This window comes from Vibrio sp. L3-7 (genome assembly GCF_963898195.1).
Classification (GTDB): Bacteria; Pseudomonadota; Gammaproteobacteria; order Enterobacterales; family Vibrionaceae; genus Vibrio; species Vibrio echinoideorum.
The window spans coordinates 150,374-166,720 of the sequence record NZ_CAWQUW010000001.1; the positions used below are offsets into that span (position 1 = coordinate 150,374).

16 protein-coding genes and 3 pseudogenes are annotated in these 16,347 nt (G+C 42.4%); 11 read left to right on the forward strand and 8 right to left on the reverse strand.

The annotated features are described in order from the left end of the window. The first annotated feature begins 32 nt into the window (after nt 1–32). From AACW75_RS00750 to folM, 7 genes and pseudogenes are all read left to right on the forward strand, one after another. Nucleotides 33–713 (forward strand): haloacid dehalogenase type II, encoded by a 681-nt coding sequence (locus tag AACW75_RS00750; RefSeq protein ID WP_145568240.1) that lies wholly within the window; start codon nt 33–35, stop codon nt 711–713. Between the two features lie 80 nt (nt 714–793). Further along, nucleotides 794–886: pseudogene (locus AACW75_RS00755) on the forward strand (Lrp/AsnC family transcriptional regulator); the annotation flags it as partial. Nucleotides 887–1,319: 433 nt separating this feature from the next. Beyond that, entirely contained in the window at nt 1,320–2,939 is a 1,620-nt protein-coding gene (locus tag AACW75_RS00760; RefSeq protein ID WP_145568239.1) for an endonuclease, read from the forward strand. Nucleotides 2,940–3,375: 436 nt separating this feature from the next. Next, the gene (gene folK / locus AACW75_RS00765; protein ID WP_145568238.1) at nt 3,376–3,873 is read left to right on the forward strand and encodes a 2-amino-4-hydroxy-6-hydroxymethyldihydropteridine diphosphokinase; all 498 of its coding nucleotides are present in this window, start codon (nt 3,376–3,378) and stop codon (nt 3,871–3,873) included. Between the two features lie 156 nt (nt 3,874–4,029). Beyond that, nucleotides 4,030–4,401 (forward strand): dihydroneopterin triphosphate 2'-epimerase, encoded by a 372-nt coding sequence (folX, locus tag AACW75_RS00770; protein ID WP_004734786.1) that lies wholly within the window; start codon nt 4,030–4,032, stop codon nt 4,399–4,401. Between the two features lie 17 nt (nt 4,402–4,418). After that, complete coding sequence (folE, locus tag AACW75_RS00775) at nt 4,419–5,057, forward strand: GTP cyclohydrolase I FolE (RefSeq protein ID WP_145568237.1); 639 nt, start codon at nt 4,419–4,421, stop codon at nt 5,055–5,057. Beyond that, nucleotides 5,054–5,770, forward strand: coding sequence for a dihydromonapterin reductase (gene folM / locus AACW75_RS00780; RefSeq protein ID WP_145568236.1), 717 nt, complete (start codon nt 5,054–5,056; stop codon nt 5,768–5,770). The genes folE and folM overlap by 4 nt, the downstream gene beginning before the upstream one ends. 116 nt (nt 5,771–5,886) lie before the next feature. Here the strand turns inward: folM and AACW75_RS00785 are convergent, their stop codons facing one another. From AACW75_RS00785 to AACW75_RS00795, 3 genes are all read right to left on the reverse strand, one after another. After that, complete coding sequence (locus tag AACW75_RS00785) at nt 5,887–6,255, reverse strand: hypothetical protein (RefSeq protein ID WP_108189161.1); 369 nt, start codon at nt 6,253–6,255, stop codon at nt 5,887–5,889. 15 nt (nt 6,256–6,270) lie between these two features. After that, nucleotides 6,271–7,143: a patatin-like phospholipase family protein gene (locus AACW75_RS00790; protein ID WP_108117319.1), complete on the reverse strand. Its 873-nt coding sequence runs from the start codon at nt 7,141–7,143 to the stop codon at nt 6,271–6,273. 82 nt (nt 7,144–7,225) lie between these two features. Then, the gene (locus AACW75_RS00795; RefSeq protein ID WP_004734781.1) at nt 7,226–7,564 is read right to left on the reverse strand and encodes a hypothetical protein; all 339 of its coding nucleotides are present in this window, start codon (nt 7,562–7,564) and stop codon (nt 7,226–7,228) included. Between the two features lie 509 nt (nt 7,565–8,073). Between AACW75_RS00795 and AACW75_RS00800 the strand changes: the two genes are divergently transcribed. Together AACW75_RS00800 and AACW75_RS00805 are read left to right on the forward strand one after the other, a co-directional pair. Further along, nucleotides 8,074–9,582, forward strand: a complete 1,509-nt coding sequence (locus AACW75_RS00800) for a DUF3360 domain-containing protein (protein WP_017080605.1) — start codon at nt 8,074–8,076, stop codon at nt 9,580–9,582. A 664-nt stretch (nt 9,583–10,246) separates the two neighbouring features. Next, a complete protein-coding gene (locus AACW75_RS00805) occupies nt 10,247–11,329 on the forward strand; it encodes an MBL fold metallo-hydrolase (protein ID WP_145568235.1) in 1,083 nt (360 codons plus the stop codon). 91 nt (nt 11,330–11,420) lie between these two features. Here the strand turns inward: AACW75_RS00805 and AACW75_RS00810 are convergent. From AACW75_RS00810 to AACW75_RS00825, 4 genes and pseudogenes are all read right to left on the reverse strand, one after another. After that, a pseudogene (locus tag AACW75_RS00810) lies at nt 11,421–11,528 on the reverse strand (alpha/beta fold hydrolase); the annotation flags it as partial. Between the two features lie 10 nt (nt 11,529–11,538). After that, nucleotides 11,539–12,681 carry an MFS transporter gene (locus AACW75_RS00815; RefSeq protein WP_145568478.1) on the reverse strand — a complete coding sequence of 381 codons (1,143 nt, stop codon included), beginning with the start codon at nt 12,679–12,681 and terminating at the stop codon, nt 11,539–11,541. Between the two features lie 519 nt (nt 12,682–13,200). Further along, complete coding sequence (locus AACW75_RS00820) at nt 13,201–14,049, reverse strand: hypothetical protein (protein WP_237297360.1); 849 nt, start codon at nt 14,047–14,049, stop codon at nt 13,201–13,203. Between the two features lie 398 nt (nt 14,050–14,447). After that, nucleotides 14,448–14,585 (reverse strand): annotated as a pseudogene (locus AACW75_RS00825) (alpha/beta fold hydrolase); the annotation flags it as partial. Between the two features lie 69 nt (nt 14,586–14,654). Between AACW75_RS00825 and AACW75_RS00830 the strand changes: the two are divergent. Together AACW75_RS00830 and AACW75_RS00835 are read left to right on the forward strand one after the other, a co-directional pair. Continuing rightward, on the forward strand, nt 14,655–14,912 hold the full coding sequence (locus AACW75_RS00830; protein ID WP_108155592.1) for a hypothetical protein: 258 nt from the start codon (nt 14,655–14,657) through the stop codon (nt 14,910–14,912). A gap of 60 nt (nt 14,913–14,972) precedes the next feature. Then, nucleotides 14,973–15,095: a hypothetical protein gene (locus tag AACW75_RS00835; RefSeq protein WP_258183960.1), complete on the forward strand. Its 123-nt coding sequence runs from the start codon at nt 14,973–14,975 to the stop codon at nt 15,093–15,095. A 119-nt stretch (nt 15,096–15,214) separates the two neighbouring features. Here the strand turns inward: AACW75_RS00835 and AACW75_RS00840 are convergent, their stop codons facing one another. Continuing rightward, nucleotides 15,215–16,087, reverse strand: a complete 873-nt coding sequence (locus AACW75_RS00840; protein ID WP_145568233.1) for an alpha/beta fold hydrolase — start codon at nt 16,085–16,087, stop codon at nt 15,215–15,217. Between the last annotated feature and the right edge of the window lie 260 nt (nt 16,088–16,347).

The window sequence follows — 16,347 nt, forward strand, 5'->3', positions numbered from 1 at the left end:
GTATGAAATTCAATTAATTCTGGGTTCTTCGCATGAAAAAAGAAGTGATACTGTTTGATATAAACGAAACGGTTTTAAATTTGGAGTCATTACAGCCTAAATTTAAAGCGGTGTTTGGCAGTGAGGATGCACTATCGCTCTGGTTTTCAAAGCTTTTACATTCCTCAACGGTTTGCATCGCAACAAACGTAAAATCTACTTTTTCTGAATTAGCGAATGCAGCGCTCGAGGCTATTGCACAGCGGTACAATTGTGACCTAACGACCGAAAGCAAAGGTGCCTTATTAACTTCCTTTGCCAATCTACCACCGCACACTGATATCAAAGAATCTTTACTTAAATTGCGTAACAACGGTTTTAAAACAGTCGCTTTTTCCAACTCATCCCTCGACCTTATCACTTCTCAAATCAAGAACTCGGACTTAGAAGATTATTTCGACACCGTCATTTCCGTTGAAGAAACAGGCAGTTTTAAACCTAGTTCAGATGTGTATAAATTTGCAGCAGAAACTTTACAAGAGCCTGTCGATAACCTTCGTCTTGTCGCTACTCACGATTGGGACACTCATGGTGCGTTATCTGCTGGCTTACAAGCCGCCTATATAGACCGCACAGGCGTTGAGTATCATTCCTTATATTTGAAACCGGAGATTAGCTCAAAGACGATGGATGGTGTGGTAGAACAGATAATTAAGCACAATTTAGAAAGGTAAAACCTCAAGAGGCTTTTGCTACTCCCGCTCGATACAAACAAAAAAGGCCTCGCACATGCGAGGCCTTAATTCTATCTACAGAGCAATTAACTCGCCTGACCAATATTGCCTCTATTGAATCCAGCTTCGCCTTCGGTCAGGTAAAAACAAAGACTAAGCTTCCCGTGAGATAAATCTGTGACGCTGTTGTTTGGGTTTATGGGGCGCTAGAAACTGATCTTCATCGTGCCTTGAATCGGTAGCAATATGTGCTTGCACGGTTTTCAACTAGAAATTAGAACCAAACTGAATTGTGCGCATAATTTTCAGTTGGTTAGGTAAGGGCTGGATCGAACTTTAGTAGAGGTTACATTTACTATAGGCAGGGCTTGTGGATAAGGGCTTATTTTTGGTTCATCGCAGCTTTCCCCTGAAAGCCGAGATGAACCTTTTTTTCAATAATCTAGCGCGTGAAAGCATTTGACAGATCGATACCACATCGCTTTACATCACATATATTAATAAAAGTGACAATGCTTACATTTATAAATGTGATGTGTATCTCCATTCATTTTTTGATTACTTTCTAAGCTTAGTTGGTTTTTATCTGATTAAACAGAAGGTTATATGATAAATAGAATAATAACACTAAGTGGCGTTGCATTACTTTGTTCAGCGAGTGCGCATGCGCAAGTGCAAAATGGAAGTTTCGAAAACTGGGAAGGAAACGTACCATCTGGATGGAGTGTGATTGACTCCGGCATTGCACTTTCCCTCTCTACCGACCCTGTAAATAACGGCAGTTTCTCTGCACAAGTAACAGTGAATACAAGTACTCAAAGTAATACCGATTTACTTCAAACGATAAGTGTTGAACAAGGGAAAACTTATGATTTCTCTGTCGATGTTTATCACACAGAAGGTAACGTGAAAGCTCGCCTTTTTGTTGATGGCTATTTAGGCTACTCGAATAATGGTTTAACGAATCAGTGGCAAGCATTGACTCACTCGTACAGCGCTACCAGCACTAAAGATATCGTTGTAGGCATACGATTTTATGATGATGCAGGTTTTGATGGTTCGGAAGTGGTGTATTTAGATAACTTTCAGCCTACGGAGACTCCACCAACACAAAGCTGCAATGACACAAGTGCCGCACTCACGCTAGTGACGGATAACTATGGTTCTGAAACCAGTTGGTCTCTCAAAAACTCAGTTTCTCAAACTCTTTATTCTGGTTCAGACTATCAAAGTAACACCAACAATGAAGTGGAAATGTGTTTAGCGGATGGTAGCTACACCCTAGAAGTCTCAGACTCTTATGGAGATGGAATGTGCTGCAGTGTGGGGAATGGTTCATACAGTTTGTCGGTAAACGGAACCGTTGTGGCATCTGGTGGTGATTTCCAAGCAAGTCAGAGTACAGAATTTACGATTGGTGGCTCAACGACTACACCGCCAACTGAACCACCCGTTTTAGGTGAGTATTACAAAGACGCTGAAGGCAAAGTGGGCTTTGCGTTAAAAACGGCCTTATATCAAATTATTGATAATCATAGTAGTCAGGGTTACACCGCTATTTGGACATTAGTGTCTGAGGCTGACCTAGACGCATACTATGACACTGATGGGTCGATTCTCGATATGTATTCGGAGAAACCTTCAGGCTCAGATTCAATCCAATTTACTAAGGTGACCGATCAATGTGGTCAATACAGCAAAGAAGGTGATTGCTACAACCGCGAGCACTCATTCCCGAAAAGCTGGTTTGGTGGAAAAGTCGAGCCAATGAACTCTGACGGTCACCATTTATTTGCCACTGACGGCTACGTTAACTCGAAACGTAGTAATTGGCCATTTGGTGAGGTAAGTAGTGCAACATACACATCAAGCAATGGTTCTAAATTAGGCAGTGCAGCAAACTCTCTTGGTTATGCAGGTACGGTGTTTGAGCCAATTGATGAGTTTAAAGGTGATTTCGCAAGAGCATATTTCTACATGGCAACACGCTATGAAAATGAAATCGCTAATTGGGAAGGGAACTCTACAAGCTCTGATGCCGCTCTGGATGGAACCAATACAACCGTTTTTGAACCTTGGTTACTTACTATGCTAAAGCGTTGGCATTCTGAAGATCCAGTAAGCCAAAAAGAAATCGACCGAAATAAGGCGGTACATGATTTCCAAGGGAATCGTAATCCGTTTATTGACCATCCAGAGTTTGTAAGCCAAATCTGGGGGAATTAATCGGAATATAACCACCATGACAATGGTTTCATGATTATTGAATTGAGCCCAATCCTTTGTTTGGGCTTTTTTTTGATAGGCATTAGAGAGCATGATTTTAAATATTTGAAAAAGCATATTGTCATGAAGGTCCATATACTTGTCAGTGATCTGCACCATCAATACTGGACGCTACGTTAAGCAACTTTCCATACCTTTAGTTATTCATGACCGATCATATTCAATTTTCCCAAACACATTTTTATCCAATACCTTCATAGGCCGAGCTTTGACTCGTGGCACTTTCTAGCTCACAGGTGCCCTTTTTTCGGGCTCAAAACGGGCAAAACTTGTAACAGAACCGTATTTTTCTTTTGTCTTCCTACCTTTAAGAGGATGCATTGCTGATCTTGATCGCGAGTTGGACGTATAGGCTGATTAAAAGGAAGGAAATACTATGGCCACCGTCTATGTCAGCATCGGAAGCAACATTAACCGCGAACATCACGTCACAGAATCTCTCAAAGCATTGCATGACCGCTTTGCGCCCCTACACATTTCCAAATTCTACGATTGCGAGCCTGTCGGTTTCAAAGGGGATAACTTCTTAAACCTTGTCGTTGGGTTCGAGTGTAACCTGCCCGTCGCAGAGCTGGTTAAGTTTCTGCATCAAATCGAATCAGAGAACGATCGCAAGCGTCAGACCAAAGCGTATGCTTCACGGACGATGGATATCGACATCCTTCTTTATGGTAATCAAGTCGGCGTTATTGATGGCGTAGATCTGCCTAGAGGCGAAATCACCGAGTACGCTTTTGTGCTCAGGCCGTTAGTTGATGTTGCCGCGAAAAAATGCCACCCCACGCTAGACATCTCCTTTGAGCAGCTCTGGGAAAACTTCGATCAGTTAAGTCAGAAAACCGAACCCATCCCTTTCAAACTCAGTTTCACTTAGCCTTTACATAACTGAAAAAGAATGACTGCAACAGGAACAATTGCGAAAGGAACAACGGCTAAAAGAACAACTGAACTCTTAATGACCTGAGCTTTACTGATCTTTTCTTAAAACAAGCACGTACCTGACTTTACTCTCTAAGGATTGGACACTGTTATGAATCACAACGCCATTATCACCATTACAAATCTCAGACTAAGAACCTTCATCGGCTTCAACGAAGAAGAAAAGTCTAAGCAGCAAGACATCGTTATCAATGCAGAGATCCACTACCCCGCTAACAACCTTTGCCTCTCAGATGATGTGGAGAACGCACTCAACTACAAAAACATCTGCAAGAAGATCATTCAACATGTCGAATCCGGAAGATTTCTGCTTTTAGAAAAGTTAACCAGCGACGTACTCGGCATTTGTATCGATCATCCATGGGTACGATACGCTCAAGTGAGAATTGATAAGCCTCATGCCCTACGTTTTGCCGACTCCGTTTCACTCACGCTTAGCTATGAAGCAGAGCTCGAAAATTAACTCATAAGGAGAGAGTCATGCTGAATACAGAAGCCGAAAAAGTAAGAGAAGCTTTGCTCGCAAAAGGACTTGAAACCCCAATGACACCGAGCGAAATGAATCCCAACCAGAAGTACAACCGCATCAAAGGACTTTTGACGGAAGTGGTCAGTACGCTTGGACTGGATTTAACCGATGACAGCCTTGCTGAAACACCTCATCGCATTGCAAAAATGTACGTTCACGAGATCTTTTCAGGGCTCGATTACGATAACTTCCCAAAAATCAGCGTTATAGAAAACAAAATGTCGGTTGATGAAATTGTGAAGGTATCGAACATAGATTTAACGTCGACGTGCGAACATCACTTCATTACCATCGATGGTTTAGCAGAAGTAGCCTACATACCTGAAAACAAGATTCTTGGGCTGTCTAAAATCAACCGTATTGTTCGATTTTTTGCTCAGCGTCCTCAAGTGCAAGAACGCCTTACTCAGCAAATCCTGGTCGCGATACAGACTCTAGTCGAAACAGAAAATGTGGCCGTGACAATTAAAGCCACTCACTATTGCGTTAAATCCAGAGGCGTCATGGATGCAAACTCTGAAACCTCCACAACCGCGCTTGGTGGTATTTTCAAAACTAACCCCCAAACCAGAGCTGAGTTTTTACGATGAGTGAAACGATACTGATAACCGGCGTAGGAAAGCGACTCGGCTTCGCACTGGCGCAGCAACTTTTAGCGGATGGATACAGCGTGGTTGGCACCTACCGCAGCGACTATCCTCAACTGCAACTGTTGCGCGATAGTGGAGCCGACTTGCAGCAGGTAGACTTTTATCAGCAAAGCAGCCTAGAGGGCTTTCTTCATTACGTTGGTCAAGAATATAAGACACTTCGAGCCATCATACATAACGCTTCAGACTGGAAGCCTGAGAACAAGACAAACCCCAGTGACAATGCCTCAAAAATCATGCACCAGATGATGACGATTCACGCCACCGTGCCTTATCTGTTCAATTTAACGCTCAAAGACCAACTGATGTCTGGCGATAAAACGTCAGACATCATCCACATCAGTGATTACGTTGCTGAAAAAGGCAGTAAAAAACACATTGCTTACGCGGCCAGTAAAGCTGCACTCAACAACCTAACGCTATCGTTTTCAGCAATGCTGGCTCCCAAGGTAAAAGTAAATACCCTCTCTCCAGCCATGATTAAGTTCAATGAACATGACGATGAGGCATACAAAACCAAAGCGCTGAAGAAAGCTCTGATCCCGACAGAAGCGGGCTTTGAGGAAATAATAGATGGCATCAAGTTTGTGTTGGCCAGTCACTACATGACAGGAAGAACCTTGCACCTTGATGGCGGCAGGCATTTGAAGTGAAGTCCATACCTTGTGGGCTTACGTCAACATAGAAACTCAAAAGACTAGCGACTGCTGTTACCAATAAACCGCTAGAAGCTAGAAGCTAGAAGCTAGAAGCTAGAAGCTACTATGACCTAGAAACTGCTAAAAGAGTGAGGAAGGCGTTTTTCTTCGTCCCAGCCGGATAACTCAATATTGGTCAATGACTTGCGCTTCTCATTACACAGTGAAGCGAGATTGATGATAGGCAGTTGGCTGCGAAACTGCGCGGTAAGTATGACCTTTTTACTTTCACTCAGGCTGCTTCGGCATTGCGCCAAAACCGCTTCAGTATCTAATTGGTGTGCGTTCTCGATAATCTGAATATCAGTATTCTCTTGATAGCAATCTATCAGCCAAGATACAGCGGACTCTTCTAAACTGGTGAGTACGATGACGTCTTTTTTTGCCATAAGCTCGTGGAGTTCAAGCTCTTTTAGTTCAGTTTCCATAATTACTCTCATTCAGCAGCAAATACATTAAAGCCGGTTACCCAGTTTAGCCTGTGCCAAATGGTAACCTTTGTCTATCATCTCTTGTGAGCGATCGAACTCTAAGGTGCCACAAGCATTACGTGGGATCTCAAGCGTAATATCGGCGGGATAAGCGGCCAGTTTCTGGCGAGCAATGGTCGATTGCATCGCATCAAACGCTTGGTTGGCAATGTCGTAAGCAGCAAAATTGAAGCTCATTTTACTTTTTACACTGCTACCGAGATTATCGATAAAGTGAACAACCTTCTCATGCAGGTTACTCTCTTTTGTTGGTAGGGAAACCGGTATCACTTCCTGTTGAAGCATCTCAGGTTCACCACCTAAGTTCACAGCAAGCGTAAAGTCTGTCTTATCACTAAAGGTAGGCGCAATCGGTACGGGATTGAGCACTCCTCCATCAATCAGCACTTCACCATTAATGACATGTGGAGTGAAGAACAGTGGTAAAGAGATAGAGGCGCGAATGGCGTCAAACAGAGAACCTGATTGAAGCCAAACCTCTTTTTCATCGGCGACGTTGGCAGCAACTGCGGTATAAGGGATGGGCAGATCTTCAATTGAAATCTCGCCGATCAATCCACGCAGTGTGTCGATGATCTTGTCCCCTTTGAAGATACCACTCGATTGCCATGAAAAGTCCAACATCATAGCCATATCCGATTGGTCGATACTGGTGACCCACTCTTCAAATTCATCCAACTTGCCCGCGGCGTAGACACCACCGATAAGTGCGCCAATTGAACAGCCAGAGATGGATTTTATCTGATAGCCATGCTCAATTAACCAACGGATGATTCCAACGTGAACCAAGCCTCTTGCGCCACCACTGCCAAGTACCAATGAGATCGTTTTTGCCATCGTATTAATCCTTTAGTTTTTAATTCTAGGGTGCTAACTCGCCGATTTACCAATTCGCAGATCTCAACTCACTGAGTCACTCTCAGTCCATACGGGTAATGAAGGTTTGCTCGTCATCCACAAAAGCCACATAGTCGCCGTGATAGATAAACACCCGACCACGCCCTTCCACTATACACGCTAGCTGTGGGTTCAAATCTTCTTCAAGATTTTCACTTTGATACGTGCCGGTATCAGTGATCACACCGCGGAGTTTAGGCAAAAATCCATAGCTACGCTTGGCTTGATCAATCAGGCTCAATTCACTGGTGGTAGAGAAGTAAGCTGGGATGGGACCAGCATCTTCAATAAACATCGGTTTCAGTTCTTCAAAAGCTGTAATCACCAGCCAGTCGATGCCGTTTACGTGATGGATAAACATTGTTTATAAATACCTAGTTTCTCGATAATTCTGATGCGGAGATTCTAACACTATCAGGGGCCAAACGTAGGAGAAATTGAGCTACTAGAGGCAATCCCTACCCCTGCTTATTACCCAATATATCCAACATAAAACTGGACCAGATGTCACTATCAAATCACATCAAGAACGCAACCAAGCATGCAACCAAACGTAAGTTGTTGGACTTTTTTCTGGGCCTTTAGAGTCGAACCATTTGTTGTTGAAAGTGACTTTGTTATTCCTGACATTAAGAGCCTACCAATAAACAGACACATACTATCTACAGGGTCTAATACTAGTCGTCCGACTCTACGACTAATGTCTAACCGACTGAGTCTATTTGTTTTTTTTGGTTTGGTATAAGGTACTAACAACTAAATGTTAATGAATTTTTAATTATAAGTTGACGCATTGTTTACACTTCATGCCGTGAGTCAACAACGTTTGTTGGAATAACACACCTCAGAGTGTGAACGAAAGGAATCAAAATGAGCACTACTTTAGAGTCCGCACATATACAAACAGAGAAGCCTCAAGCCAATGAGGATGAACTCACCTATGAACAACAACATAAACCAAGATCGGAATTTGATTCCCGAGAACAGTATCTAGAACACGAATTGCAAATCATGTCGCCTAAGCGCTGGCGTCCAAATTTGCCGTTTAAAGATTATCGATTTGAGATAGAAGACACCATCCCAGCGATGGCGGCGACCATTGGTAAAGTGGTTATGGTGGGCGCTATTGCAGCCACCTTTGCTGGGTCTCTCGGATTAAATGAAGACTTCATTCTAGAAAACGTTCGTTATGAACTCCTCATCGCCTCTGTTTTCATTATTATTTTCTCTGGCTTCCTGTTGCCGACCGCGAACCTCGCAGGTACACACGGCCCACTCATCCCTTTAATTCCAATTGTGGTTGCAGCAGGCGGACACCCTATGGCGTTTGGGTTATTGATTGGCGCTTTTGGCCTCATCTTAGCCATCAGTAAAGGTGGCAGCATGTTGGCCAACCTCACCAGTAAAGGCGTATGTGGCGGATTATTGCTCTACCTTGGCTTTGTTGGAACCGCTTCTCAAGTGAAAAAGCTGTTCGCTTGGGCTGAGGGAATTGGCATGAGCCACATTGCTTTTGTCGTGATCTTTTGCACCATTATTTTGTACGCATTATTGGAACATTTCCGTAAGCGTTGGCTAGCTGTACCTCTTAGCTGCTTGCTAGGCGGTACGATTGCATTTGCCATGGGTGCCCCATTCGCTTTCCACACTGAGCCAGGCTTACCTAACATGAACCCTATGTATTGGTGGGGAGAAGATACAGGCTGGATGCTTGGCCTACCGACGATTGAACACTTCATGGTGGTATTGCCGTTTGCGATTCTAGCCGTGGCTATGTGGTCGCCAGATTTCTTAGGGCATCAAGTATTCCAAAAGATCAGCTACCCAGAGCGTACCGAAAAAGTACACATGAACATCGACGACACCATGACCACGGCTTCAATTCGTCAAACGTTCGGTTCTCTGCTCGGTGGTACTAACTTTACTTCTTCATGGGGTACTTACATCGTACCGGCGGCGATTGCTAAACGCCCTATTCCTGCTGGCGCGCTGCTCACAGCTCTGTTCTGTATCATCGCCGCAGTTTGGGGTTACCCGATGGATTTAGCTATCTGGCAACCTGTACTGTGTGTGGCGCTGATTGTTGGGGTATTTGTTCCATTGCTAGAAGCTGGCATGGAAATGACTCGTGAAGGGAAAACCACACAGTCGGCAGCGATTGTTGTGTTCTCTTCAGCGCTCGTTAACCCAGCATTTGGTTGGGCTCTCACTATGCTGTTGGATAACTTAGGCTTAGTCGGTTGTAAAGAACGTAGTAGTGAACTGAGTAAAATGAGCCGCTGGGTGTTGCCTGGCACTATGTTCATTGTGTTAAGTGGTGTGATGGCGTTGGTTGGTCTTCTACCGGGCATACCGGCGATTATCCCAAGTTTTCGTTAACCTCTAGATTAGAATGATTGAGTGGTTGCTTCTTTCTGTTGTTAACTTTCAAACTGGATTCGTTATCTGCACTAAAAATTGAAGCTATCGTTGATAGTCTTTTTTGACAAAAAAAAAGCCACTTAATGTAAAAAGTGGCTTTTCTATTTTTCTACAATGTACATATCTTTTCTTTCTTTTACAGTGTTACGGTTTACGTTGAAACTTGTTCGTTTTCCACTGACGATGTTCCATCAGTTATTAAAGCGTAGTCTAATTGCTAGCCTTGTCAATAAACACGTCGACTCAGATTAACCAATCTTTTCTAATATCATTTTCTCCAGCCAGACTGGATTCTGGGCAGCTCAACTCCGTTAAGTCAATGGCCAAAACTATTGATGCGGATCACTCACGAGCACAATGAACTTGGCTATGACAAATGAGATAACGTGCAAAAACATCGAGGTATGGTAATTCATTGAAATATTGATACTTAATAAAAGGCTGTAGAGACCTTACGTAAAGGCATTCACTTTTGGTTTTTGCGGGCTTGAAGTTGATAGAATCGGTTTTGAGCTATACGCTCGCTGTTAACAAACAGTTAGTTAACTTAGTGTGGTTATAGCTAAGTTTATTTTAAACTGGCACATTATCGAATCACCATATAAAAAGTTTTAGAGAGTCAATGATGAACGATACGAAAATTTTCATTAGTGCCATTTTAGTCTTAGTTACTTTATCTGCATGTTCTTCACACTCGCCTGAATCCTCCCAAAAACCTTCATTGGTGGATGAGCCAAACCATCATACAAGCAACGGTTATCAGAACCACCCATTTGTAGAAACTGCCGCACCTAAAGGGGGCTTGTTCTATATACAAAGAGCATGGGACTCGGTGTTTGTCCCTGATATCCCCGATGGACATCAGCTAACAGAGAAGGAGTCTCTTCAACTTTTAAACTCTATTGAAAGCGATAGTGTTACTTGGTTAGGGCATGCAAGTTTTTTGATTACGACCTCTGGAGTGACGATCCTGACTGACCCTTTTTTGTCAAAATTCGCCAGCCCCGTCTCATGGGCCGGCCCAAAAAGGTTTGTTGATTTACCCATACCTATAAATAAATTGCCTCCTATAGATATAGTGATTGTTTCACATAATCATTATGACCACTTGGATGATCAAACAGTTAGGAAGTTAGAAAACAAAAACAATATTCATGTCGTTGTTCCTTTAGGACTTAAGTCTTTTTTTATCGAACGAGGGTATAACAAGGTTACTGAGTTAGATTGGGGAAAGTCAGTTTCGGTTTCAGGAATAGAGATAACAGCGGAGCCTTCTGTTCATGATTCAGCAAGAAGTACATCTGATCATAATAAAACGCTATGGGCCTCTTGGGTTATTGAAAGTTTACAAAATCGTCTCCTTTTTGTTGGCGATACAGGTTACTCAGAAACACTATTCAATAATGTCGGTGAGAAATATGGCTCCTTTGATTTTGCTATTTTGCCTATTGGAGCATATGAGCCTAGGGAATTATTGTGGATGTCGCATGCCACACCTGAAGAGGCTGTCTCTATCGGCATAGATGTTCGCGCAAAAACATTGATTGCTTCTCACTGGGGAACCATTAGCGGTTTATCGGATGAGCCAGCATTTGAACCTCCGATACGTTTTAAGAAGGCGGGAAGAGATAGTGGGTTTTCTGACAAAAATCTATGGACAATGAAAATTGGTGAAACAAGAGGGATCGCACCGACAACTAACTAACTCACTTTGTTCAATTCTTCCCCTTTCTCATTAATGTCAATCAAGGGGAGTTTAGGAGGGGATTATCAGCCTATTCTCACGTGCAACCGCCCTACTTCACTGACTTCACCGCTTTCATCAACGTTGTGTTGAACTGTTCTGGTTGCTCTAGCATTGGGAAGTTACCTGAGTCTTCAACGTAGTAAATACTGTAGTTTCGATGAGTGTCGCTATTGTTTCTGTAGCTTATCGAATCCATTAATCCGCTGATGAAGCTGCGTGCCCATAGTCAATGATACCAACAAGCTAATCAAAGCAATTATTGATCCTGTAACAAACACCCATTGATAACCAGACATCCAGATGATTCCCAACAAAAATGGTAAGAATACCGCTGCAATATGGTTAATCGTGAATGACAAACTCGCCGTTGAAGCCACTTCATCTTCCCTAATTGTCTTTTTAAAGTAGGTGTTCAAAGCTATCGCAAAACTAAAAATGATACTGTCGATAACATATAGCCCCGCAGCCGCATAATGATCATCCACAAATGCGTAAGATAAAAACACTAACACTAACGCGGCATACTCAATGACCAAAGCTTGCCTCTCTCCTACTCGATCGATAAATCTCCCAACATAAGGTAGAGCAAGAGTCGCTGCTAAGCTGGATACCATAAATAAAGTGGCCATCATCGCAATCGTATAATGAAACTTAGTCACCATCAGTAAGCCAGCAAAGGCCACAAAGATCTGTCTTCTTGCTCCACTCAAAAAGGTAAGAATGTAATAGGTCGTGTATTCACGTCGGACAATGAGTTTAGTGTGTTGTTTAACCTCTGTATGAGTATTTTTAAACGTGACCAAGTAAACCGCTAACCAGAAACATATCGCTCCACAAGTAAAGAAAATGGCCTTATCTGAAACGTTAAAAAGATAGCTCGCGACCATAATGCACAGAAAAGTCACCATCGAGAAAAACGAGGCAGCAGAGCGAATCTTTCCCATTGATTCACTAAAGTTCTCGGTCGCTAACAATTGTGTTGAGAGTGATTTGTTCACCGCTTCTAAATAATGAAAGCCAATAGACATGATCGTTGTGCTGAAATAGAAGCCATAAATCGAAGGCAAATACCCAGTCACGGCAACACCTAGCCCTAATATTGCAACCGACAATACCGCGACTCTTTGTTCTGAAGCGATGAACAACAGAAACAAAACAGTAAATGAAAGCAAGCCTGGGATTTCCCTAACACTCTGCAATACACCCACATCAGCCCCAGTCATACCAACAGTGTCGACAGCGAAGTTATTCATCACGACTCGCCACCCCGTATTCGCTATCACTGACGCGATGGCGATGAAAACCAACATCGCGAATGAGCTTCGCGATGTTAAAACCCTAAGCCAGAGAGTCATTTAAGCCGCCGATTCTAAAAGAAAATCTTGAATATGATCGCGCATGAATAAAGCCGTTCTTAGTTTTCCGTTCATATTCAGATCCTCAAAAATAATGGTATGTTCTGAGCTTGGTAACGATATGCAACTAAGACAAAGAACACAGAGACAATACATATGGTTAATAAATTGTTACACGATCATTTTTAGAATGTTATTTCTTGGGATTGATAAGTATTCAGAGAACTTTTACTTCTTTGAGAAACTCATTGGAGATTATTATTTGTCGCTGAACATATAGCGGCACTTGTCACGATCGGTATTCAGTTCCTCCCCTTTCCCGTTGCCAATAAGAGATTAGAGATGTAAACCAAGGGGAGGTTAGGAGGGGATTTGTAGCCGATTCTAACGTGCATCTACCAAAGTCGATTCACTCGATCTACAGAACACAAAAAGGCCTCGCAATCGCGAGGCCTTAGTTTAATAAAGATTTATCTATTGCTGAATAACTTCGCACTTGGTTTCATCTAAACCAAGCCCTTTTGCAGTTAACTTACATTGCTCTTTAATGTCTGTTATCTGGTTCTCCCACTGCTGATCAAAAGATGGAAGTGAATTACCGTTGATAGTTGCGAAATACTGATCGCGCATTAATAAAAAGTTTGACCTAATAGCCTGTTGATCAGCATAGATCTTAACAGCCTTAGTGAGCAGCTTTACGATATCTTTCGGGTCGTATGCTATTGACTGTCGTCCATCCTTATCAGCCCCACCGAGAGTAATTTGATACAAGATGTCATAGTAATCACGCTGAATACGATGCACTTGTTTCTGATATCTATCGTAACTGGCTTCTTTTACGGCCTTGTTTAACTTATCAATATTATCTTCCGTAAATTCATTAAGTATTTCAAAGGTATTGTTTTTTATTATTTCAGATTTGTCCTTCTGCGATTGCGCAATAATTAAGTATGAAAGCTCATTGAGGCGCAATGCCCTGCTCAATGCTAATTGTTTTGCTTGCGGTGAAATAACAAAGTTGATGATATCGTCCGCATTAGGCTTGGTTTCGGCGTACACTTCTTTAATATCAGTGACCTGTTTCACTTGAAAATCGGACATAAGTGTTGAGTTAGTTAGTACGTCTCCTTGTACAAATTTAGGTAGAGGCCTTGGAGCACACCCGATAACGGTATCTAGGGCTCTCGCGCCTAACGTAAGTTCGTTGCTAAAAACTTCAGTAAGTTGGTCGTTGTAAGGTTGGCACCAAGATTTGTCTGCAACTTCGTTTGTAGACACACATCCAGCGAGTAATAAAACGATTAGTGTTAGATACTTATACATAAGAAATCTCTTTATCTGACGTTGAGTTTAAAGCCTCCCCACATGATGAAAGGTGCTGTTAAAGTTATTTTTATCAGTAAAGAGGTCATTACAGGTTAGATTAGCCATTTACAGACAAGTGTGACACCTGTTGTATATTTAATGATGAAGATAGAAATATTTCGTATGTTAGGTGCTTGGTTTGTGTGAAGCACACAACACTCCCCTCCAATGCAGTTAAACGATCTCTTTAGATTAACGACCGAGGGGGAGAACATTCTTTGCCGCTGAACATATAGCAGCACATGTAGCGATCGCTATTCAGTTCCTCCCCTTTCCCATTACCAACAAGAGATTGGAGATGTAAACCAAGGAGAGGTTAGGAGGGGATTATCAGCCTATTCTCACGTGCAACCGCCCTACTTCACTGACTTCACCGCTTTCATCAACGTTTCATTGAACTGCTGCGGTTGTTCAAGCATTGGGAAGTGGCCTGAGTCTTCAATGTAATAAATGCTGTAATCCTTGATCTGTTTCTTGTTCGCCCCTAAATCCGTCAATCTCGGAATTTCTTGCTAAAAAGGTAGAAAAGTTTATAGTATTTTTAGATAAAGTTGAGAATCGATATGTCATTACAGAAAAAACAATCCAAAGTATCACTGAACATCAAAATCTCATCAGACTTAGATGTTCGTCTTAAGCGAGCGAGAAAAGCAGCGCGTGAACAGGGCTTAATGTTCAACGTATCTCAAGAAGTTGAAAAGTTTCTTGAGAAGGAAATAAAGAAAGTGGAACGTCAGCTATCAATCGATGAAGAGATTAAGAATAACCTCGAGGAGCTTGGTGGGCTTAATATAGATAAAATGATGAAATCAATGGATTAATCAAAACACTAACGTATTGATTAAACTGAATTTAAAAAATTACAAAGCGTGGAGATAATTATGGGCACAATAATTGGACTGTTAATTTTGGCTGGTATCAGTGTATTCCTAAAGCGTCAAACGGGGCTTCATTTGCATGAGTGGATTGCAAAAAAATATAAAGAATCTCAAGACAAAAAATAATGGACTCTATCAGATTGACAGATTCCATCGATTTGACTCAGAAAACTAAGGCCTCGCACACGCGAGGCCTTAGTTTTATCTATCAACGATTACATCCATCATTTAACAACTACAGCACCTTACTTCACTGACTGCACCCCTTTCATCAACGTTGTATTGAACTGCTGTGGTTGCTCAAGCATTGGGAAGTGGCCTGAGTCTTCAATGTAGTAAATGCTGTAATCCTTAATGTGTTTCTTGCTCGCTTCTGAATCCGTAGGCCATAGGCGAGCGTTGACCAATATTACTGGCACATTCACGTTCTCATACACGCGGTGTGCTTCGCCTGTCACGTATTGACCTAGATAATGGCGGAACTGGTTTATCGCGATAGCTGGCGGTGCTGAGGCCATGTCTTGCGTTACCCAGTAAAGTAAATCCGCGTCTACGTCTTTTGATAGCGAGTCTTTCACGAACATAGTAATGCCCGCTTGAAAGTCTGCTTCAAAAGGTTTGGTCATCGCATCTAGGTCGCTTTGTGAAACGGCTAGTGCGACGTTTTGCGATGTATCGACACCAATAATGCCCTTCACTCTTTTTGGCATCAGTTTAGCGGCTTCTGCAATCACACCACCCGCCATCGAATGGCCGACTAAGATTACTGAGTCGAGTTGTTCTTTTTCGATGACTGCTTTGATGTCTTTAGCGAATGCAACCATAGTGTACTCTTCGCGGTTGAACGATGAGTTACCGTGCCCTGCTAAGTCCATGGTGATCACTTGGTACTGCTTTGAAAACTCACTCACTTGGTTTTGCCAAAGCCTACTGTCTAAGCTCCAGCCATGAATGAAGATCAACGCTGTATCCCCGCTCCCGCTTTTGCCATACGCAATTTGCTCACCATCGTGAGATATCGCAATATCGTACTTAATCGTTGAGTCATGAGCCATGGCATTCATGCTGACAAGCGCCATGAATACCAAGAATGTGATGTTTAGAATTAAACGTTTCATAGTGTTTCTCTACTTACTTTGGAGGGAACACAGAAAGCGCCCCTCTCAATCAATATAGCCACTATAAAGTGTGAAGCTTTAGACAGGTCAAGAGTAGGAAGCATAGAGATTAAAAGTAGCACTCTTCGAGATGTCCTATTGGACGGCTACATTTCCTCTGACATTTGGGTGATTTGACACAAATCAAAACATTCATGTGTAAGCATCAAAGTTAATATACAACAGGTTTAACCAATTGATATTATGAATAACATTTAATT